Genomic DNA, 20426 nt, shown 5'->3' on the forward strand with positions numbered 1-20426 from the left:
CAGGGGGCCGGGACCGACCCGCACGTCTACGCACGTCTACGCACGTCTATTCGCGTGAGGAGGCCTGCTCGCGCACCCATTGGGGATCGGGGTTGGTGTGCGGCCGGCCCGCGACGAAGACCGTCGGCACCGTCTCGTTGCCCTCGTTGGCCGCCCGCACCTCGGCCGCCGCGGCCGGGTCGCGCCAGATGTCCACCCAGTGCACCCGGCGCGCACCGCGGCCCAATCGGAAGCGCAGGCGCAGACAGTACTTGCAGCCCGAGCGCCAGTAGACGACCGGGCGGCCGTCCGCCTCACTGCGGCGCCGGGCCTCCAGAGCGCCGATCGACCGCGGGAAGACCAGAGGGGAGTGCACGCCCGCGAGCAGCGCGAACACCAGCAGGAGAGCCGCGGCTTCGACGGGGCTCCCGTCGAGTGCGGGCCCGGTCGCGACGCCGACGCCGCAGAACACGAACAGCATCGGCAGAATCCAAGCGCGCATCATGACGACGCAGCCTATCGGCCGTGCCTGGGCGGCGAGTTGGGCAGGGAGTTGGAAGCCGAGCAGATAGCTGTGCGACTCCTGAGAATGTGGCCATTATTGTTGACAATCCAGTTGACGCTTGGTGCGGTGGGCTCGGGCCGACCTCTCGCGCCCCACGAGTCACTGGAGACATGTGTGAAGCACCGGGCCATCAAGCGCAGGAACGTCGTCATCGGGATCGGCGCGACCGCCGGTGTCGCCGCGGCCGGCGGCATCGCCCTTCCCGCGCAGGCATCCCCCGCCACCGCGTCGAAATCCGCCGGAGCCCTGGGCGCCCTGGCCTTCGACCAGGACGCCTACACCGAACTGACCGCGACGATCACCACGGACGACGGCGACAAGGAGGTGACGTACCACTTCTGGAAGGCCCTCACCTACGTCGGCAAGCCCGTGGACGAGACCTATCAGAGCCTGAACGTCAGCGTCCCCGTGACGATCGACGGCAAAACGGTCGACGCGACGAACGCCCCGATCCTCTTCTGCAACACCGTGGGCGGGTACATGCCGTCGTCGGTGGCGGAGGCCGACGGCGTCGGCGGGGGCGGGATGACGGGCATGCCGGGCGGCGACCAGAGTGGCGGCCCGGGCGGAGGAGGCGGCCACGGCGGCATGGTCAACCTCGGCGAACTGGGCCTGGCCGCGGGGTACGTCGTCGTGGAGCCGGGCGCCCGCGGCCGCACCCTCACCGATGACAGCGGCACCTACTACGGCACCGCGCCCGCCGCCATCGTCGACTTGAAAGCCGCGGTGCGTTACGTCCGTGCCAACAAGGGGCGCATCCCGGGCGACACCGACCGCATCGTCTCGACCGGTACGAGTGCGGGCGGCGCCCTGTCGTCACTGCTCGGCGCATCCGGCGACAGCGCGAGCTACGCCTCGTACCTGAAGGAGTTGGGTGCGGCCGACGCCTCCGACGCGATCTTCGCGACCGGCGCCTGGTGCCCGATCGCCGACCTGGAGCACGCCGACGGCGCGTACGAGTGGAACTGGGGCACGAACGCCGCCCAGTCCACCGGCGAGCAGGTGGACCAGGCCGTGTCGAAGGAGCTGCGGTCCCAATTCGCCGAGTACCAGGCCTCGTTGAAGCTGAGCGGCCTGGGCGGCTACGGCCGGCTGACCGCGCGCAACTACGACGAATACCTGCTCACGCAGTACCTGCGCCCGTCGGCCACGACGTACCTGAAGGGCCTGTCGGACGGCGACCGCGCGGCGTACCTCGCGGACAACACCTTCATCACCTGGGCGAACGAGAAGGCGACCTTCACGTGGGAGGGCTTCCTGGCGCACGTGGGCGCGCGCAAGAAGACGGTGCCGGCCTTCGACCCGTTCGACCTGTCCTCCGGCGAGAACAACGAATTCGGCACGGGCACCACGCAGGCGCGGCACTTCACGGCGTACGGCCAGCGCAACGACACCACCGGGCTCACCGCGCGGCGGGTGGACGGCGACATGGCCGGGAAGCTGGACCTGATGAACCCGATGCACCACCTCGGGAAGAGGAACCAGGGCCGTTCCAGGCACTGGTGGATCCGCCTCGGCACCAAGGACAGCGACACGTCACTGACGGTCGCCGCCAACATCGCGGCGAGCGCGGCGAACCTCGGTGACGACGTGAACCACCTCTACTACTGGGACGAGGGGCACGGCGCGAACACCGACGCGGCGGACTTCATCATGTGGGTCGCGAAGGTGACGGGACACAAGAAGTAGCCCAACTGCCCTACCTGCGCTCAGCATTGTGGCCCGGACCCTCATGTGGGTCCGGGCCACGGCACTGTGGTCGGCCGATGGTGTCAGTGCGCGGCCGGAAGCGGCAGGTCCGTCGTCCGCCGCGGCGCCTGCTGCGCCTTGCGCAGGGAGGCGATGCCGATGAACACCATCGAGAAGAGGCCGGTCAGGGCGAACGCCGTGAAGCCCCAGTCGCCGTTGCCGGAGGCGAGGAGCTGGCCGCCGAGCCAAGGGCCGAAGACGGCGCCGAAGCGGCCCATGCCGGAGGTCCAGCCGACCGCGGTGGCGCGGCTCTCGGGGTCGGAGCGGATCGAGACCGTCGCGTAGATCATGACCTGGGCGCTGTTGAGGAAGACACCCGCGAGGAAGACGACCACGAAGGTGAGCGCGAGTGCCATGTGGATGCTCAGCAGGTAGACGCTGACCGCCGTGAGCAGGAACCAGAGCGCGGAGATGCGCGGTGCGCCGAAGCGGTCGGCGGCGCGTCCCGCGAGCAGCATGCCGATGATGCCGCCGAGGTTGAAGACGACGACGAACTGCAGCGAGGAGCCGAGGTCGTAGCCCTCCGCGCGCATCAGGGTCGGCAGCCAGGTCGCGACACCGTAGACGAGGAGCAGGCCGCCGAATGAGGCCAGCCAGTACAGCAGGGTCTGGACCCACTGGTTCGCGCGGAACAGGTCGGTCAGCGCGTCCCAGCGGCCGGTGCCGTCCGGGCGCCGCGCCTTCACGGCGGGCAGTTCCACGTCGTACGTGGTGGAGAGCCGCTGAGCCTCTTCGGTGCGGCCCCTGGCGACGAGGAAGCTCAGGGACTCCGGCATGACCTTGGCGATCACCGGCACGAACAGCAGCGGGATGACGCAGAACCAGAACGCCGCCCGCCAGCCGAGGGGTTCGACCACCCACGTGGCCACGTACGCGGAGAGGATGCCGCCCGCGTGGTGGGCGGTCATCAGCGCGCCGACGATGAGCGCGCCGCGCCCGCGCGGGGCGTAGTCGGAGACCATCGTGATCGCGGTGGGCAGCAGTCCGCCGAGGCCGAGGCCCGCGAGCGTGCGGCCGAGGCCGAAGGTCGCCACGTTCGGGGCGAGCGCGCACAGGGCCGAGGCCAGCGAGAAGACGGTGACGCAGCCGACCATCATCCTCTTGCGGCCGATGCGGTCGCAGACGGTGCCCGCGGTGAGGGCGCCTATCAGCATGCCGAAGGTGGCGTAGCTGCCGAGGTCGCCGGCCTGGTCCGGGTCGAGGCCGAGCGCCTTCGTCTCGAGCATGTGCGGCAGCACGGAGCCGTAGATGAACATGTCGAGGCCGTCGAAGAGGACGGCGAGCCAGCACAGGGCGAAGACCAGCTTGGCCATTCTGGCGCCGCGGCGCGCGGCCGGCGGGGTGGCAGAGGAGGACATCGTTGTTTCCTCTCGTCCGGGAATCTCGGCAGGAGGGTCCCTGGAGCGGTGGGCGGGGTCGGGTGGAGACGGCCGTGCGGGTGGCCGGAGCGGGGGGTGTGAGCGGCACGCTAAAAGTCGGGGACCCTGTCGTCAACACTTTTGTTGACAATCTAAGAAACGATTCGGCCCCGGGGGACGCGTGGCGCTCCCCCGGGGCCGGTCGGACCCTTCAGGCCTCGACGGGAGACGGCTCCACGGGCGGGGTGCCGTGGGTGTGGAACGACTGGATCGTCTTCAGGCCCCAGGCCTGCCCCTTGGCGCGTTCGGCCTCGGTCCAGGTGATCAGCGGCCAGTCGGGGGCGAGCACGAGGCGGGTGAGCGGGTTGCACAACTCGATGCGGTTGCCGCCGGGTTCGTAGACGTAGAGGAAGAAGGTCTGCTGGATGGCGTGCTTGTGCGGGCCCGTCTCGATGAAGACGCCGGAGTCGATGGCGAGGTCGGCGGCGCGCAGGATGTCCTCGCGGGTGTCGGTGGCGAAGGCGATGTGGTGCAGGCGGCCTTCGCTGCCGGTCCAGTCCTCGGTGTAGACGACGTCGTACGACTTGTTCGTGAAGGTCAGCCAGCGGGCCGCGACCCTGCCGGTGTCGAGCCGGATCTGTTCCGTGGGGCGGGCGCCGAGCACGTTCTGCTGGAACTCGGCGTTGGCGAGGACGTCGGCGGCCAGGAAGTTGATGTGGTCCAGGCGGCGGACGCCGACGCCCCGGTTGGGCTTGGCCTGCGGCTGGTTCTTCAGGGCCGGCCTGAGCTCGTCGGGGGCCTGGTAGTGCTCGCTCTCCCAGTACAGGGCGTGCTCGTGGCCGTCCGGGTCGGTGGTGACGTACAGCTTGCCGATGCCGGGCTCGTCCTCGACCCACATACCGCTGCCGCCCGCCTCCTCGACCGCCTTCACCCGGCGCTGGAGCGCTTCCTCGCTGGAGGTGCGCAGCGCGAGCCGGCCGAGACCGGGCTGCTCGCGGGCGGTGAGGACGAGGCTGTGGTGCTCGTAGTCGTCGAAAGTGCGCAGGTACACGGTGTCGCCGTCCTGGCCGTTGACGGTGAGGCCCAGGAAGTCGGTGAAGAAGGCGACGCTGGCGTCCAGGTCCGGGGTGAACAGCTGGGCGTGGCCGACGTGGGCGATGTCGCCGAGGGGCGGAGTCATCGGGGCCCTCCTCAAGGGAGCTGGGGTGCTTGCGGGGGTGTCACGGCGGGCCGGGGGAAGACGGTGCCGTCGAAGATCTTGCGGGCCGTGCGGACCACGGCGGTGCGGCGGGCGCGGGGCAGCCCGTCGGAGCCGGTGGCGAGCGTGCTCTCGATGTCGGTGAAGCCTGTGGGGTGCTCTATGCGCAGCCGGTCGCTGTCCCTGTCGCCGTCACCGCCCCCGTCCCAGCCCTTGCCGCCGGATTTCACGGGAAGGGGCGCGAGGGGTGCGCCCACGCCGCCCTCGATCCGCAGCCCCGCGGCCACACTCGCGGCGCCCAGCACCCCGATCGAGGTGTGGCAGCGTACGGGGATGAAGGTGCGGGTGGTCACCGCGCCGCCGTGCCGGGGCGGAGCGAGGAGGCTCACCTTGGGCACGGTGGTCGCCGAGACGTCACCGAGGCCCATCAACTCCCCTGCCGCAAGGCGGAGTTCCTGAACCCGTGCGGCGAGCTCCGGGTTCTCCTCCAGCTCCTTCGGGTCCTCGTATCCGGTGACGTTCAGGGACTCCGCGGGGACGAGGACCGTCGGCATCCCGTTGTCCACGCAGGTCACCTCGGTGCCCGCGACGGTGTCACGGATGTGGCCGGTGGGCAGCAGCGGGCCGCTGCCGGGCGGGAATTCGATGACGACCGCCGCGGCGGCGCCGGGAACGCCGGATATCTCCGCGTCGCCGGCGTAGTCGACGCGCCCGCCCGGGGTCGGGAACGTCGCCGTGGCGAGGTCCCCGGTGTTGACCATGCGGATACGGACGGCGGTCGCGTCCGGGCCGGGTGCGACAAGGCGTCGTTCCACGGCGAACGGGCCGACCCCGGCGAGGAGGTTGCCGCAGTTCTGACGATCCGACACTTCTGGTTTCTCGACGCCGACTTGGAGGAACAAGTAGTCGACGTCGGCCGCGGGATCCGCGGAGGGCGCGACGACCGCGACCTTGCTCGTGAGGGGGTGCGCGCCGCCCAGGCCGTCGATCTGGCGCGGATCGGGGCTACCCATGACGCGCAGCAACAGCTCGTCGCGGGCGGCCGGTTCGGCAGGCAGGTCCCCGGCGAGGAAGTAGGCGCCCTTGGAGGTGCCGCCGCGCATGAGCATGCAGCGCACCTCTTCCGCGGGCCCGGTCACGAGCCGGCTCCTTCAGAAGAATCGGAGGAACCGGTGTGCTCCTCGTACGTGCGGTACTCGACTCCGAGCCGTTTCAGTGTGGGACGCAAGTCGTAGCGGTCCAGGCCGAGTTGGCCTTCCTGGAAGGCGGCGCGGGTGGCGGCCTCCTTCTCCTCGCGGGCCCGGGACTTCTCGGTGACCTCGCGGGCCGTCCCGCGGGGCACGACCACGACGCCGTCGTCGTCGGCGACGATCACATCGCCGGGCCGGACGATCTCGCCGCCGATGACGACGGGGACGTTCACGCTGCCGCCGGTCGCCTTCACGGTGCCCTGGGCGGACACGGCGGCCGACCAGGCGGGGAAGCCCATGGCGCGCAGTTCGGCGGTGTCGCGGATACCGGCGTTGGTGACGACGCCGCGCACGCCGCGCCGCTGGAGAGCGGTGGCGAAGAGTTCGCCGAACATGCCGTCGGTGGAGGGTGAGGTGGTGGTGACGACGAGGATGTCGCCCTCGCCGCACTGCTCGACCGCCGCGTGGATCATGAGGTTGTCGCCGGGCCAGGACAGCACCGTGACGGCGGTGCCGGCGACGCGGGTGTCCTGCTGATTGGCGCGCAGATGGCTGCCGAGCAGTCCGGTGCGGCCCATCGCCTCGTGCACGGTGGCGACGCCGTAGCCGGCGAGCGCTTCGACGTCCTTGGGCTCGGCCTTGGGCGGGTGGGTGACGATGACGCCGGGCATCAGGCGAGCTCCTTCGCGATCTGCGGGTACGGGCGCATGTACGCCTCGGCCATGGTGGTGTGGGCGAGCCCGAGGTTCGGTCCTGCGTTGCGCTTGAGCTGGACGCCGCGGCGCACGGCGAGATCGGTGTAGTAGTCCCACAGGTGCCGCTGCGCGGCCAGGCACTCCATGGCCTTGCGCTTGGTGTCCCAGACCTCGGTGATGTCGAGCAGGACCTCGGGCTTGAAGCCGCTCATCTCCGGCTGGTGCGGCTCGAAGTAGAAGACGGGCGGGGCGCCGATGATCTCGCCCTCGCCGGGATAGCCGATGGCCTGCGCGAGGACGCGGGCCTCCAGGGCCATGCGGTTGGCGGCGGGGTGGTCGCCGTTGTACGGGTCCTCGACGGGATGCGTGAGGACGATGTCGGGCTGCGTCTCGCGGTAGACGGTGACGAGCCGGTCGGTCAGCTCGGCCGTGGCGACGAGTGGGTAGTCGCCGGCGTCGAAGAAGCGGACGTCGGCGCCGAGTTCGGCGGCCGCGCGCTCGGCCTCGTCGCGGCGCAGCGCCTTGATCTCGTCGAGCTTCCTGCCCTCGCGCCAGGCCTTCGCGGATTCGCCGCGCTCGCCGAACGTGAGGCACGCGAGGGTGACCTTCTCGCCCCGGGAGGCGGCCAGGGCAATGGCGCCACCGGCCCGCCACACGAAGTCTCCCGCGTGTGCGGTGATCACCAGGGTCGAGCGTGGTGGGGCCGGGGCGGCGGGCGCGTTGCCGTTGGTCATGCTGCGTCTCCTTGGCTACAGGTGTGCGCCCGCCCGGGCGGCGTCAGCCGACGCGCAAGGCGTCGATCACGCTGCTGAGGTGGGCGCGGACGGCCTCTTCGGCCGCCTGCGGGTCCCTGGCGCGGATCGCCTCGATCACCGCCAGGTGCTCACTCAGGGACTGCTGCGGGCGTCCCGGGCGCAGCGCCAACTGGAAGCGATGGCGCACCAGTTGAGCGTTGAGCCGCTCCAGGAGGCCGACGGCCGTCTGCTGGCCGGAGATGTCCCGGATGCGGGCGTGCAGGTCGTGGTTGAGCTCGGAGTAGGAGAGGGGGTCGCCGTCGGCGACCGCCTTGGACATGGCCTTGCCCACGGCGGTCAGCTCGTCGAGCTGCGCGTCGGTGGCGTCCACCGCCGCCCTGGCCGCACACAGCCCTTCGAGCACCATCCGGCACTCCGTGATCTCCACGGCCTCCTCGACCGTGACCACGCGCACTCGCGATCCGCGGTTACGGATCCGCTCGACCAGTCCCTCGGCGGCGAGGTCGAGCAGCGCTGCCCGGATACTCGCGCGGGTGACGTCGTACTGCTCGGCGAGTTCGTTCTCCACCAGCCGCTGGGCCGGTGACATCTCGCCGCGCAGAATCGCCTGCCGCAACCGCTCCAGCGCGTACTGCTTGGCCTGCTCTCCGGAGCCTGGACGGGCTTCCTTCGGCATCTGCCCTCCCTGAGTGAGTGCGTGTCGACGCTAAATCTAGGCCAACAAGATTGTCAACGATTTTGTTTGCACAATCTGCGATCTCGACCCTGGCCCCCTCCCGCCGCCCGACAGCCCGCGGGACCACCACTCCGGCTGCCTGCGGCCCCGCCGCAGCGCCGCCCCCTTCCACCCTCGAAACCTGCAACTACCGCCCCGGCACCGCGAATTCACCCGCCGTACGGGCCCCCGCCGCATACCGCCCCCTTCGTCCTCACGCCAAGATCACAGGATGCTGCCGCCATGTTCCCGACATGAAGGAGGCCTTTCGTGGTCATCGCCCGGACGCCCCTGGCGGTCCTCGCCACCGCCGTCGCCGCGCTCGCCGTGACAGCCCCGGCCCCCGTACAGGCCGCCGCTCCGCCCCCTGCCGTGACACCGCGCGCCGAGACGGCCGCCCTGCACGACGACGCGGCGGGCGGTGACGCCGACGCGGACGATCCGGCGATCTGGCGCAACGGCGCGGACCCGGACCGCAGCCTCGTCATCGCCACCGCCAAGCAGGGCGGACTGCGCGTGTACGACCTGGACGCGCGCGCGGTGCAGTCGGTGGCCGCGCCCGCCGCACCGGGCCCGGACGACGCACCCGGCCGGTTCAACAACGTCGATCTGGTGCACAGCGCCCGCCTGTCCGACCTCGCCGTCACCACGGACCGCGGCAGCGACCGGCTGCGCGTCTACCGCATCGACCGTGACCGCCCCGGCGGCCCGCTGAAGGACGTCACCGACCCGAAGGCGCCCGCGGTCTTCTCCACGTCCCAGGCGGAGATCAACGAGCAGCGCACCGCCTACGGCCTGGCGACCTGGACCGACCGGAGGACGGGCCGCTCATTCGCACTCGTCAGCCAACGGGAGCGCACCCGCCTCGCCCTGCTGGAACTGACCGCCCAGCGGAACGGCTCCGTCGGTTACCGCCCACTGCGCACCCTGGACCTGCCCTCGACCTTCCGTATGCCGAACGGGACTTCGTGGTCGCCGTGTGCCGAACCCGGCGAACTCCCGCAGGTCGAGGGGATGGTGGTGGATCCGGCGAGCGGCACGCTGTACGCGGGCCAGGAGGACGTCGGCATCTGGCGGCTGCGCGCCGACCTCACGGGCACGCCGAAGCTGGTCGACACCGTGCGCGAGTACGGGGTTCCCGGCACCTATGACGAGGCCACCGAGGAGTGCGTCGCGGGCGCCGACCCCGGTTTCGGCGGCACGCACCTCACCGCGGACGTCGAGGGGCTGACCCTGGTCGCCCAGAAGGGCGGCGACGGGCTGCTGCTCGCCTCGAGCCAGGGCGACAACACCTTCGCGGCGTACCACCGCGACGCGTCCGAGCGTAGTGAGAACGGCAATAAGAGCGGTCATGAGTACGCGGGCGGCTTCCGCGTCACCCCGGCCTCCGCGACACTCGACGGCTCCGAGGAGTGCGACGGCGCGGCCGCGCTGAACGCGCCGCTGGGCCGCCGCTACCCGCACGGCCTCCTGGTCGTCCAGGACGGGCACGACGCGCCCGGTGACCCCGGGCGCGCCTCCACGAACTTCAAGTTCGTGGACCTGCGCGAGGTCACGGACGCGGTCGACGACTGACCGGAGCGGCCGGCGGCTCGCCCCACGGCTCCTCCAGAGCGGACCGCATCGCCGCGACGCCCGCCGCGCCAATGCGGTCGGCGAGCCGTTCCTCCAGGCGGTCGAGGGCGCGGCGGGCCCGCTCATGGGCATGCCGCCCCTCGGCGGTGCGGCGGATCAGGCGCTGTCGCGCCGATGAGGGGTCCGGCACCTGCTCCAGGAGCCCGTCGGCGACCAGGGAGTGCACGGCCTGGTGCACGGTCTGCCGTGTCACGCCCATGCGCCGGGCCAGCTCGGCCACGGTGGTGCCGTCCTCGTCGAGCGCGGCGAAGAGCTGTACCTGCGGTGGCGTCACCGCAGGAACGCCCTCGCTCTCCAGCGCCGCGAGCATCCCTTCCTCGAACCAGCGCCTGGCCTCGGCCAGCAGCTGCGGCAGATCTCGTCGGGTCCCGGTCATCGCTTCCTCGCGCTCGCTCTGGCTCTCGCACGGCCGCGGTCAGGACACTTGCCCGCCACCCGCGCTTCATGTCAGGCTACCTGACATCAATCGTCAGGCATCCTGACAGAGCAGAGGTGAGCACGTCATGACCATCGAGTTCGCGACACGCTACCGGGGCGCGTCCCGCATCCCGCCCGAGCCGGGAAAGCCGTACTTCATCGAGAAGGGCGAGGGCGACAGGGCCCATCTGTTCGGCGACCTGATCACCGTCTACGCGGGCGGCGAGCAGACGGAGAACACCTTCAACTTCTTCACCTGCGAGGGACCCAAGGGCGACATCATCCCGGCGCACATGCACGCCGACACCTATGAGGTCTTCTACGTGACGCAGGGCGCGGTCCGCCTGTTCGTCGAGGACACCGAGGGCGAGCAGACCGAACGGCTGCTCACGCCGGGCGACTTCGGCTTCGTACCGAAGAACTGTCCGCACGCCTACCGCATGGAACGCCACCACACGCAGGTCGTCGGGGTCGCGGCCGGGCCCGGCGGCACCTTCGAGCGGTTCTTCGAGAACCTGGGCACTCCGGCCGACGAGCACGGACTGCCGCACCGGCCGTTCGTCCCCGAGCCGCACAAGTTCGGCACGGTGCCGCAGAAGTACGATGTCCGCTTCCTGCCCGACCAGAAGTGGAGGACCTCATGACACCGGGCGAGTTGCTGGGCCTGATCGCCGCCCCGCACCCCGACGTCGCACCACTGCCACCGGCTGCCGAGCGCGCGGCCGGGGTCCGCGTGCTGCGGGGTGTCCCCTACGGCGTCGTGGAGGGCGGCCGGCCGCTCGAGCTCGACCTGTGGCTTCCCGGCCCGGAGGCTCAACTGCCCGCCCCACTGGTGCTGTTCGCGCACGGCGGGGCGTGGCGGCGCGGGCGCCGTGACGACATGGGCGTCCACACCCGGCCCTGGGAGCCAGGACCGTTCGAGCGGCTCGCCGCGGCCGGTTTCGCCGTCGCCTGCGTCGACTACCGGCTCAGCGGGGAGGCCACCTTCCCGGCGCCGCTGGACGACCTGCGCGCCGCGCTGCGCTGGCTGGGCGTACGCGCGGACGAGCTGGGCATCGACCCCCTGCGCACCGTGGCGTGGGGCGAGTCCGCGGGCGGCCACCTGGCCTCGCTCCTCGCCCTCACCCACCCGGATCCGCCGCTCGCGGGGGCCGTCATCTGGTACGGGCCTGCGGATCTGGAAACAGCTCGGCCTCCGTTCGACCCCGCCGGCGCGGCCACCCCTGAGGCTCTGCTGCTCGGTGCGGCGCCCGCGACCGTTCCCGAGCTCGCCGCCGCCGCGAGTCCGGTGCGGCAGGCGCACGCGGACGCGCCGCCCTTCCTGATCGTGCACGGCGAGGACGACGTGCTGGTCCCGTGCGGGCACGGCGAGGAGCTGGCGGCGGCGCTGCGGGCGGCCGGCTCGCCGGTCGAACTGCGGACGGTGCCCGGCGCGAACCACGGCTGGGTCGGCCTCGACGAGGAAGAGGTGGCCGGCCTCTTCACCACTTCACTGGAGTTCGCCCTCAAGGCCTGCTGATCTCTCGAAGCCTGCTGCTCTTCGAGGCCTGCTGATCTCTCTGTCTCTTTGCCGGGCGCGGAAGAGCTGGCAGATTGGGGTACGTCGGACCGGTTCCTGGATCCGGCGTCAACTTCAGGACTTCGATGACGAGGTGTGCGATGAGTCCGCAGTTCGGCGACTACCAGTACGAGATCTACCTCGACGGACTGCGCGGTGTCGTACCCACCCTTCCGATGGAGTTCGACGCCCTTCAGGAGCGGGCGCGGGCGGCGATGCCCGCGTCCGTGTGGTCGTACGTCGCGGGCGGCGCGGGCGACGAACACACGCAGCGCGCCAACGTGCGGGCGTTCGAGCGGTACGGGCTGATGCCGCGCATGATGGTCGGCGCGGCCCGACGTGACCTGTCCGTGGACCTGTTCGGGCTGCGGCTGTCCTCGCCGCTGTTCATGGCGCCGGTCGGGGTGATCGGGCTGTGCGCGCAGGACGGGCACGGAGATCTGGCGACGGCCCGGGCGGCCGCGCGCACGGGTGTGCCGATGGTCGCGTCGACGCTGTCCGTGGACCCGATGGAAGAGGTGGCCGCCGAGTTCGGGGAGACCCCTGGCTTCTTCCAGCTGTACACGCCGACCGACCGGGAGCTCGCCGAGAGCCTCGTCAAGCGCGCCGAGGCGGCGGGGTACAAGGGCATCGTCGTCACGCTCGACACGTGGGTCACCGGCTGGCGTCCGCGCGACCTGTCGACCTCCAACTTCCCGCAGTTGCGCGGGCATTGCCTCGCCAATTACACCTCGGACCCGCGGTTCCGCTCCCTCGCCCCGAGCACCGACCCGATGGACACCGTGTCCACCTGGGTCGGCCTCTTCGGCAACCCGCTCACCTGGGACGACCTCCCCTGGCTGCGCTCGCTCACCGATCTGCCGCTGATCCTCAAGGGCATCTGCCACCCCGAGGACGTGCGCCGGGCCCGGGACGGCGGCGTCGACGGCATCTACTGCTCCAACCACGGTGGCCGCCAGGCCAACGGCGGGCTGCCCGCGCTCGACGCGCTGCCCGGCGTCGTCGAGGCCGCGGACGGCATGCCGGTCCTCTTCGACTCCGGAATCCGCTCGGGCGCCGACATCGTCAAGGCCCTGGCCCTGGGCGCGACGGCGGTGGGCGTCGGACGCCCGTACGCGTACAGCCTCGCGGTCGGTGGCGAGGACGGCCTGGTGCACGTCCTGCGCACGCTGCTCGCCGAGGCCGATCTGACCATGGCGGTGGACGGCTATCCGGCACTCGCGGACCTGACGCCAGAGGCGCTTGTCACCGTCCCACGTCCCTGAGCGGCGTCACCCCGCGGGGATCGGGCGGGGAGCCGAGCAGCCATGGGCCTTCGCGGAACGGGCGGCGAAAGCGGTGAGGAGGGTGCGTTCCGCCACCAGGTCCGCCGCGGCGGAAGGGGGCTTTCGCACGGAGCCGCTCGCGCCGGCCGTGCCGACGCGCACGGTGAACAGGGCCCGCCCGTCCAGGCATTCGGCGCTGGTCCAGCCGACCCGGCCGTCAGCCGTGCGCTGTCGGGCCGGCCGGTCGTGGGTCGGTCCTTCGCCATAGCCGCGCTCCTCGTGGTAGCGCAGTTCCTCCTCCGCGTACGGGCCGAAGAAGGCGGTCAGGTCGTCCTCCAGAGTCCCGGCGGTGTCGGCCAGCCGGCACATCTCCGTCGGTGCGCCGCCGCGTGCCGTCTCCGTGGCGACCCGCAGACCGCGCGCCGCAGAGAGCCCCGCGCAGGTGCCGTCGGCGCTGCCGATCGGCTGGTACTGGTCCTTGGTGACGGGCAGCCCCAACGACTTGACCGAGCTGCCGAGTTGAGTCGCACAGTGCTGGGCCTTCGCGGCCTCGGCAGCTGTGGACGTGGCGATACGGGCGTACCGCGGGCGGTTCGCCGGGTCGTCGAGGCTGCCGTCGAGTGTGCTGCGGACGCTGACGGCGAGGCCGTCGGGGCCTCCCGTTCCCGTGCACGTGAGGAGCAGCAGCACCGTCCCCTCGACGCCGTTGCCCTGCTCGGGCCGCGATGTGTCGAACTCCGCGTTGAACAGCCCTGACCAGCCGTGCCCGACCGGCACGGCCAACCCGTCGCCGCCCGCTGCGGGCACGCCCGCGGCCGAGCGGAGCGCCTGAGCGGTGTCGTCGACCTGGATCTCGGCGCTGCCGCCCCCCTCGACGGTCACCCGGCAGTGCGCGAGGGCGCCGCCAAGGCCCTCGACGTCGGCATCGCCCGTGCCCAGGACACCGCGCACGGCGCTCCGGTCGAGCAGCCCGGCGCATGCGTCGTCGAGGGCCGAGTTGTCGCTCCAGCGCCCGAAGTCGCCGTGGAACAACAGGAATCCGGCGACGAGCACGATCAGCGCCAGCGGCGCGCCCACGGCGAGGCGGAGGCCCCGGCTCACGGTCACTGCCATCCCTCGACCTCCCCGAGCAGGCGGGTGCCGTGGCAGTGCTGCTGCCGGGGCCAGGCTTCGGGGTCGCCCAGGTAGGCGTTCATCGCCTTGTGTACGTCGGCGCTCAGACGGGCCCGCCGGGTCCGGGTCAGCTCGATGGAATCTCCGTACGCCTCGGCGTGGAACCCCACGCCGACCTGGTGGTAGGTGGGCCCGGCCGCGCACTGCGAGCGCGCCCACAGGACGAGCCCGGCGTCGTCCGTGTCCTCGATCGTGGTCTTCCGTCTGCCGTCCTGGAAGTCGGGGCTCTCCCCCTCTCCGCGGTACTGGGCGTAGGCGCTGTCGCCCACCGGTCCTGCCCAGCCGGCGGCCGAGATCGCCGTCACGTCCCACTGTTTCGGATCCTCGGCCGAGGAAGTCGCGGCGCACATGCCGAGCAGGCGCGACTCCTGGAGATCACCGCTCGTCGTCCACTTGCCCGGGAAGCCGGAACGTGGGCCCACGGCAAGGCACTTGGGTTGGTTGCGGCCCGGCTCGCCCACGGAGGTGATCGTGTGATCCTCCGTGACGTGCTCCTTGTACGGGTCGACGACCTCGGTCGGTTCGCGCAGCGGCGGGCCGCCGCACTTCTGCCGGGCCGCGATGCCGTTGGCCAGGTGCACCGCGGTACGGAACTCGGTGAGGGCTCCCGTGCGGGGCAGGTCGACGAGGGCGGTGACATACATGACGCCGGTCCTGCGCACCTGGCCCCGCAAGCCCGCGGGGCACTCGGCGAGGACCCAGGGGTCGTCCTTGTCGGTCTCGCTGCCGGTGAGTCCGGGTATCTCGTGCCGTGGTCCGCGTCCCCCCGGCACGAGGTCTTCCGACCGCACCGACGCGGGCATCCGTCCGATCAGCGGTACGGCGGCCACCCGCACCGATCCGTGCCCCGGCCAGGTGACGGCGCAGTTCACCAACGAGCGGCTCTCGCGCCCCGGTTCGAGCTCGGTGCCGTACTGCTCGACGCGCCCGGCAACGGCATCCGGCACTCGGCCGGTGAGATCCCCGTAGGGCAGCAGGCCACCGCACGCGCGCTTCAACTGAGCGCGGTTCGCTGCCAGATGCCCGCCTTCCGACCCACCGTTACCCTGCACGACGACCGTGACCGCCACCGCGACGAGCACCGACGCCAGACCGGCGACTGTCACCTTCCGCCCTCGCGGCGACAGCCTGTCCCTCATGAACCGCACGATCCCTCCCCCATGACCCGCGGCAGCGGAACCTACCAGCCGCTGGTGCGCACGGCCTCGATCAGCTCCGCGAGACAGCCCGCGGCCTCGGCCAGTCCGTCGTGCGGGGTGACGGGTTCGTCCAGGTAGATGTCGCGGCGCAGCTCCAGCATCAGGGCGCTCACGCGGGCGTCCTTGCCATAGTGCCGCAGGGGTACGTACGTCCCGGCGAACGGGGTGTCGAGCCCGATCTCGCCGAGCGGCGCGAAGGCCTCGCGGGCCGCCGCCAGCAGCGACGCGGGAGTGTGGAAGGGATCGGTGCCGAGGCAGACGGCCGGGCGGGGGTCCGTGCCGTGCAGTTCGTAGGGCAGGGCGCGGCTCGGGTACGAGTGGACGTCGATGATCACGGCCCGGCCCGTCGCCTCGAGGCGGTCGTCGACGGCCCGGGTCATCGCCTCCGCGTACGGGTGGAAGTACGTGGTGAGGAGGTGCTCCTCGTCGGCGGGCGGTTCGGGGCGCAGGGCCGCGCGCTGTGTGGTGCGGGTGTAGACGGCCCCCATGCCGACCCTGCGCATCTCCTCCCGCTCATCGGGGAACCGCTCGGGGTCGACGACGAGCCGGGACCGCTCATTGACGAAGCGCCACGGCGGCCTGAGCGCGGAACGGGCTGCGTGCTCGGCGATGTCCTGGGTGCGGGCGTCGGTGATGAGGTCCAGCTCCCGCTCCAGTGCGGCCTCGTCGAGCAGGAGTGCGGCGCGGACGTCCGCGGGGACGGCGCGGGAGCCGTGCGGCACATGGAGGATGACCGGCGAGGCCGGATGGCCCGGGACGAGGCGGAATGCGGGCCCGTCGCCCTGCGCGGAGACGTTCGTGGTGTTACCGGTGTTCGCAGCGTCCGTCGCGTCCGTGGTGTTCGCGGTGTCCGTCGTGCCCGTGGTGTCCATGACCGTGCTCTCCTCCGCCTCTCTCGCTCTGTTCCACATGATGAAACGCACGGCCTCTTCGAGGCCGTCGGCAACCGGCTCGCGCCGCGCGGCACGCGTCTCTAGAAGCCGGGGTCGCAGCAGCCTTCGCGGCGCATGTGGCGGCCGACCTCCAGCCAGTCGTCCTGTGCCCCGGCCGCGCGGGCCATGGTGGTCACCGGCTCGAACGCGGCGACCAGGTCGGCCTGTCGGAAGGCGAGGCCACCGCGCAGCACGGACGTCGTACGGACCAGGTCGTCGAAGTCGGTGAACGGGTCGCCGTCGACCACGGTGAGGTCGGCGAGCTTGCCCACCTCCACGGTGCCCAGGTCCGCGTCCGCACCGAAGACCCGCGCCGGCAGCACGGTCGCGGTGCGCAGCGCCTGGGCCGGGGTGAGGCCGCCGCGGTGCAGGGCGCGCAGGGCGAGGTGGAGGTGCAGGCCGACCGGTACCAGTGGCTGGTCGGTGCCCAGGGCGATCAGGCCGCCGGCCGCGAGGATGCCCCGGTAGATGTCGGTCTCCCGCTTCAGGGTGGCGAGTTGGGCGCCGGTGGGTGGCGTCTTGGCCAGTTGGCCGACGAGGGCGGTGTCCCAGGGCGGCATCAGCGCGGTGACGCGTGGGTCGTCCGCGAGCTCGGGGTCCGCGCCGAGCAGGGGCGCGGCGGTGAAGGGCGTCGCGACGAGGTGGAACCCGGACCGGGTGTAGATCTCCTCCACGTCCTGGTACGAGCGGCCGCTCGCGGTCGTCGCGTGTCCGAACTCGAGGCGCTGTGTGGCCTGCAGATGGGTCGTCAGGTCCTGTCCGAGCTGCATGCCGGGAGTGCACAGGTGGCTGCCGCTGCGCACGCCGAGCCGTTCGTGCGCGAAGCGTGCCGCCTCCTTCATCACCCAACCGGGCGCCCGCACATAGGTTTTCACGAAGTCCCAGTCGAGGGCGGCCGCCCGGTCGAGGGAGCGGCGCAGACCCGCGCGGGTGCGGTGGGCGCGGCCCATGCTGTACGCGACGCGGGAGCCGTCCAGGAGTTCGCCGGTGGCCAGCAGGCGTGGTCCGGCGAGCGCCCCCGCGTTCACGGCCTCGCGGATGCGGGCCTGTTCGTAGGCGAAGCCACCCAGGGAGACCGCGGTCGTGATGCCGTACGCGAGTTGCAGCGCGGTCTGCCGGCCGCCGTAGGTGGACTGCCAAGGGTGGGTGTGGGAGTCCCACAGGCCCGGCAGCACCGTCCGGTCGGAGGCGTCGACGCGGCGGACGGCGGGGCGGTGGGTCGCCCGGTGCGGGGCGACGGCGGTGATACGTCCGCGTTCGACGGTGATGTCGACGTCGTCGCGCACCGTGTCGCCGGTGCCGTCCCAGAGCCGTCCCGCGTGCACCACGGTGTCGGCGGGGCGGGGGCGGCGCTGGTCGAGGGGAATACGCACGGTGCGGGCGGTGCCGGATGCGGTGTCCAGGAGCCGGAGTCTTCCGGCGGAGAGGTAGAGCAGCCGGCGGCCGTCGGCGGCCCAGCTCGGGTGGTCCGCCGCTTCCTCGGTGACCTGGTGGGGCGGGCCGTCGGGGGTGCCGTCGGGGCGGACCGGCAGCAGCCACAGCGCGGACTCGACGACGACGGCCATGGTGCGGCCGTCGGGTGACCAGGCGGGCCCCGAGTCGTACCGGTCGGCGAGCGAGACGTGCGGGGCGACGGCGTGCAGCGTCGCTCTGCCGGTGGTGGTGTCGACGACGCGGATCAGGTTGTAGCCCTCGCGGAAGCGCTGGTTGAGGCGGCCGCGGTCGCACAGGGCGACGTACCGGCCGTCGGGCGACCAGCAGGGCCGGCCGGGCAGACCGCCGCTGCCCAGCGGTTTCGCGAGGACCTGGTCCGTTCCTGCCGCGAGGTCGCGGACCACGAGGTTGCCGGACATGTCGAGGCACGCGAGCCGGGTGCCGTCCGGGGAGAGCGCGGGGAAGACCCGGCCGCCCCCGGCGAGGACGGTCTCCTTGCCGGTGGTCAGGTCGTGGCGGCGCACGGAGAACAGGCCCGCGCGATCGTCGGCGTAGACGAGACCCGTGCCGTCGGGGGTCCACGTCGGGGCGAGGACATAGCGTGTCGCCGGGGCCCTGACGATTCTGCGCGGGGCGTGACCGCCCGAAGTGGCGCCGACCCACAGGGAGTTGAGGGCGGCGAAGGCGACCGATCGCCCGTCGGGGGAAAGGGCGGGCAGATGCGGCGAGCGCACCGCGTGCACTCCCCCGGCCTCGAAGTCGTAAGCCTTGACGCGGTACCGGGGCCGGTCGACGGGGTGCCGTGCGGTGAAGGCGATGCGTTCCGCGTCCTCGGGGGCGTCGGGACGCACGATACGGAAGGTGCCGTCGACGGTGAGGAGCAGCGCGTCGTCGCCGGTCCAGCGAGGCGGCGCGGGGGCGAGGTCGCCGGACACCTCGACGGGCCTGCCGTCGACCACGAGCGTGCAGCTCGCGGCAGGTGCGGGGGTGGTCCGCAGGTGGGCGAGGCGGCCGCGCGGCGAGACGGCCGGGGTCATGACCTGGGCGCCGGAGTCGTCGGTGCGCTCGACGGCGACGGGCCCGGTGCCGTCGGCGGCGACCGAGGCGACGGTCGACGCCTGCAGCGTTCCGGCCGCCGTGACGACGCCCCGGACGAACAGCACCCGCCTCCCGTCCGGCGACCAGGTGGGGTCGAAATCCTCCCAGGAACCGGCCTGTCCGGGGCCCGACTGCCCTGACAGGCCGGTCAGTTGAGCCAGCCTCCCCGCCCGTACGTCGATCACCCAGATGCGGTACGGGCTGCCGGTGACCGGATCGCCGCCGCGCTCGGAGGCGAACGCGACGCGGGTGCCGTCCGGGGACCAGGCGGGGCCGCGGTCGTCCCACGGTCCGTCCGTCAGCTGCCGTGGCGTGCCCCCGTCGGCGTCCACGAGCCAGAGATGAAAGCCGCCACCCCGGTAGGCGCTGACGACGAGACGGCGGCCGTCCGGGCTGAACTGCGGCCTGCTGGGTTCCAGTTCGGGCGTGGTGAGCGCGGTCGCGGCGCCGCCCTCGCGCGGGATCGACCAGAGCACGTTCTGGATCTCGGCGACGACGCGGCCGCCCGACGGGTCGAGGGTGGCGGCGCCGTTCGTGGCCGCGGTGAACGACAGCGCGACGGGGTGGGCGTCGGCTGCCGCGGCGCTCAGGTCGAGAGCGGCGCCAGCGGCGACGGCACCGGCCGTGACGGTCGTGGTCTGCAGGAAGCGACGGCGGGAGAGAGCGGGACCGGAGAGAGGGGTGATGTCCATGGGGCTCCCAAGGCGCAGAGGGTGTGCGGGACCGGAGGATGCGCGAGGCGGACAGGAGACGCACAGCAACATACGGGGCGTCCGCACGGAAAAGCCCCGTCCCGCGCGACCAAGGCCGGATCACTGCGCCTTCCGGGTCCGCCGACGGATACTGACGGGCGCTGACGGAGAGGGGTTGCGCTGCGGGTCCGCCTCCGGCGAGCTGCACGGGAGGGCCCGGGGAATATGCCGGGCGCCGCCTCCGTTGAGGGGCGCAAAGGAGGCAACCGTGGAGCAGAAGTACTACACGCACGGGACGGCCGCGGAGCGCTGGGAGCGGGCGCGGATGTTCTTCGACGCGAAGGAGTTCACGACCGCCGCAGGGATCCTGGACGGCCTCGTCGAGGAGGTCCCTGAGCAGGTCGGACCGCGTCTGCTGCTCGCCCGCTCCTACTACCACTCGGCTCAACTGCGGCGCGCCGAGGCCGAGTTGCGCGTCATCGTCGAGCGCGACCCGGTGGAGCAGTACGCCCGGCTGATGCTCGGGCGGACGCTGGAGCGCCAGGGCCGGGACGCCGAGGCGTCGCCGCATCTGCGGATGGCGGCCGCTCTCGCCGGGGAGTTCCCGGAGGAGTGAGCCACGGCACATGGCCGGGGCCACGTCGTGGACGGGTCGGGACAGTCGGGGGCGGCGCCCTCGGGGCGGGGGGGGGGGGGGGGCCCCCCCCCCCCCCCCCCGGGGGGGGGGCCCCCCCCCCCCCGGGGGGGGCGCCCCCCCCGGGGGGGGCGGGGCCCCCCCCCGCGGGGGGGGCGCCCCCCCCGGGGGGGGGGCCGCCGCCC

Annotated in this window: 18 protein-coding genes; 6 read left to right on the forward strand and 12 right to left on the reverse strand. The window is 72.3% G+C overall.

The window, feature by feature from the left end; all coding sequences use genetic code 11:
* Positions 1-46 precede the first annotated feature (46 nt).
* On the reverse strand, positions 47-484 hold the full coding sequence (locus tag ACIREE_RS05120) for a glutaredoxin domain-containing protein (RefSeq protein ID WP_404146401.1): 438 nt from the start codon (positions 482-484) through the stop codon (positions 47-49).
* A 174-nt stretch (positions 485-658) separates the two neighbouring features.
* Here ACIREE_RS05120 and ACIREE_RS05125 point away from each other — a divergent pair, with 174 nt between their 5' ends.
* A complete protein-coding gene (locus tag ACIREE_RS05125) occupies positions 659-2233 on the forward strand; it encodes a subtype B tannase (RefSeq protein WP_404146404.1) in 1575 nt (524 codons plus the stop codon).
* Positions 2234-2316: 83 nt separating this feature from the next.
* Here the strand turns inward: ACIREE_RS05125 and ACIREE_RS05130 are convergent, their stop codons facing one another.
* The 6 genes from ACIREE_RS05130 to ACIREE_RS05155 form a co-directional block, all read right to left on the reverse strand.
* The gene (locus tag ACIREE_RS05130; protein ID WP_404146407.1) at positions 2317-3651 is read right to left on the reverse strand and encodes an MFS transporter; all 1335 of its coding nucleotides are present in this window, start codon (positions 3649-3651) and stop codon (positions 2317-2319) included.
* A gap of 211 nt (positions 3652-3862) precedes the next feature.
* Entirely contained in the window at positions 3863-4831 is a 969-nt protein-coding gene (locus ACIREE_RS05135) for a catechol 2,3-dioxygenase (protein WP_404146409.1), read from the reverse strand.
* Between the two features lie 11 nt (positions 4832-4842).
* The gene (locus tag ACIREE_RS05140; RefSeq protein WP_404146412.1) at positions 4843-5988 is read right to left on the reverse strand and encodes a 4-oxalomesaconate tautomerase; all 1146 of its coding nucleotides are present in this window, start codon (positions 5986-5988) and stop codon (positions 4843-4845) included.
* Positions 5985-6710 carry a 4-carboxy-4-hydroxy-2-oxoadipate aldolase/oxaloacetate decarboxylase gene (locus ACIREE_RS05145; protein WP_404146414.1) on the reverse strand — a complete coding sequence of 242 codons (726 nt, stop codon included), beginning with the start codon at positions 6708-6710 and terminating at the stop codon, positions 5985-5987. The genes ACIREE_RS05140 and ACIREE_RS05145 overlap by 4 nt, the downstream gene beginning before the upstream one ends.
* Positions 6710-7468, reverse strand: coding sequence for a PIG-L deacetylase family protein (locus ACIREE_RS05150; protein ID WP_404146416.1), 759 nt, complete (start codon positions 7466-7468; stop codon positions 6710-6712). Before ACIREE_RS05150 ends, ACIREE_RS05145 begins: the two co-directional genes overlap by 1 nt.
* Positions 7469-7511: 43 nt before the next feature.
* On the reverse strand, positions 7512-8165 hold the full coding sequence (locus ACIREE_RS05155) for a GntR family transcriptional regulator (protein WP_404146419.1): 654 nt from the start codon (positions 8163-8165) through the stop codon (positions 7512-7514).
* 309 nt (positions 8166-8474) lie between these two features.
* Here ACIREE_RS05155 and ACIREE_RS05160 point away from each other — a divergent pair, with 309 nt between their 5' ends.
* Positions 8475-9779 (forward strand): phytase, encoded by a 1305-nt coding sequence (locus ACIREE_RS05160; protein WP_404146421.1) that lies wholly within the window; start codon positions 8475-8477, stop codon positions 9777-9779.
* Here the strand turns inward: ACIREE_RS05160 and ACIREE_RS05165 are convergent.
* Positions 9757-10215 (reverse strand): MarR family winged helix-turn-helix transcriptional regulator, encoded by a 459-nt coding sequence (locus ACIREE_RS05165; RefSeq protein WP_404146424.1) that lies wholly within the window; start codon positions 10213-10215, stop codon positions 9757-9759. The genes ACIREE_RS05160 and ACIREE_RS05165 overlap by 23 nt on opposite strands.
* A gap of 127 nt (positions 10216-10342) precedes the next feature.
* Here ACIREE_RS05165 and ACIREE_RS05170 point away from each other — a divergent pair, with 127 nt between their 5' ends.
* From ACIREE_RS05170 to ACIREE_RS05180, 3 genes are all read left to right on the forward strand, one after another.
* Positions 10343-10900 carry a quercetin 2,3-dioxygenase gene (locus ACIREE_RS05170; RefSeq protein ID WP_404146427.1) on the forward strand — a complete coding sequence of 186 codons (558 nt, stop codon included), beginning with the start codon at positions 10343-10345 and terminating at the stop codon, positions 10898-10900.
* Positions 10897-11775, forward strand: coding sequence for an alpha/beta hydrolase fold domain-containing protein (locus ACIREE_RS05175; protein ID WP_404146430.1), 879 nt, complete (start codon positions 10897-10899; stop codon positions 11773-11775). Before ACIREE_RS05170 ends, ACIREE_RS05175 begins: the two co-directional genes overlap by 4 nt.
* Positions 11776-11915: 140 nt before the next feature.
* Positions 11916-13079, forward strand: coding sequence for an alpha-hydroxy-acid oxidizing protein (locus ACIREE_RS05180; protein ID WP_404146433.1), 1164 nt, complete (start codon positions 11916-11918; stop codon positions 13077-13079).
* 6 nt (positions 13080-13085) lie between these two features.
* Here the strand turns inward: ACIREE_RS05180 and ACIREE_RS05185 are convergent, their stop codons facing one another.
* The 4 genes from ACIREE_RS05185 to ACIREE_RS05200 form a co-directional block, all read right to left on the reverse strand.
* Entirely contained in the window at positions 13086-14192 is a 1107-nt protein-coding gene (locus tag ACIREE_RS05185) for a hypothetical protein (RefSeq protein ID WP_404146435.1), read from the reverse strand.
* The gene (locus ACIREE_RS05190) at positions 14183-15358 is read right to left on the reverse strand and encodes a hypothetical protein (protein ID WP_404146438.1); all 1176 of its coding nucleotides are present in this window, start codon (positions 15356-15358) and stop codon (positions 14183-14185) included. The genes ACIREE_RS05185 and ACIREE_RS05190 overlap by 10 nt, the downstream gene beginning before the upstream one ends.
* A gap of 74 nt (positions 15359-15432) precedes the next feature.
* Positions 15433-16323, reverse strand: coding sequence for an N-formylglutamate amidohydrolase (locus tag ACIREE_RS05195; RefSeq protein WP_404146440.1), 891 nt, complete (start codon positions 16321-16323; stop codon positions 15433-15435).
* Between the two features lie 101 nt (positions 16324-16424).
* Positions 16425-19607, reverse strand: a complete 3183-nt coding sequence (locus ACIREE_RS05200; RefSeq protein ID WP_404146443.1) for an amidohydrolase family protein — start codon at positions 19605-19607, stop codon at positions 16425-16427.
* Between the two features lie 325 nt (positions 19608-19932).
* Between ACIREE_RS05200 and ACIREE_RS05205 the strand changes: the two genes are divergently transcribed.
* A complete protein-coding gene (locus ACIREE_RS05205; RefSeq protein ID WP_404146841.1) occupies positions 19933-20223 on the forward strand; it encodes a tetratricopeptide repeat protein in 291 nt (96 codons plus the stop codon).
* Positions 20224-20426: the final 203 nt, after the last annotated feature.

Origin of the sequence: Streptomyces sp. NPDC102467, from assembly GCF_044765445.1 — a bacterium.
Classification (GTDB): domain Bacteria; phylum Actinomycetota; class Actinomycetes; order Streptomycetales; family Streptomycetaceae; genus Streptomyces.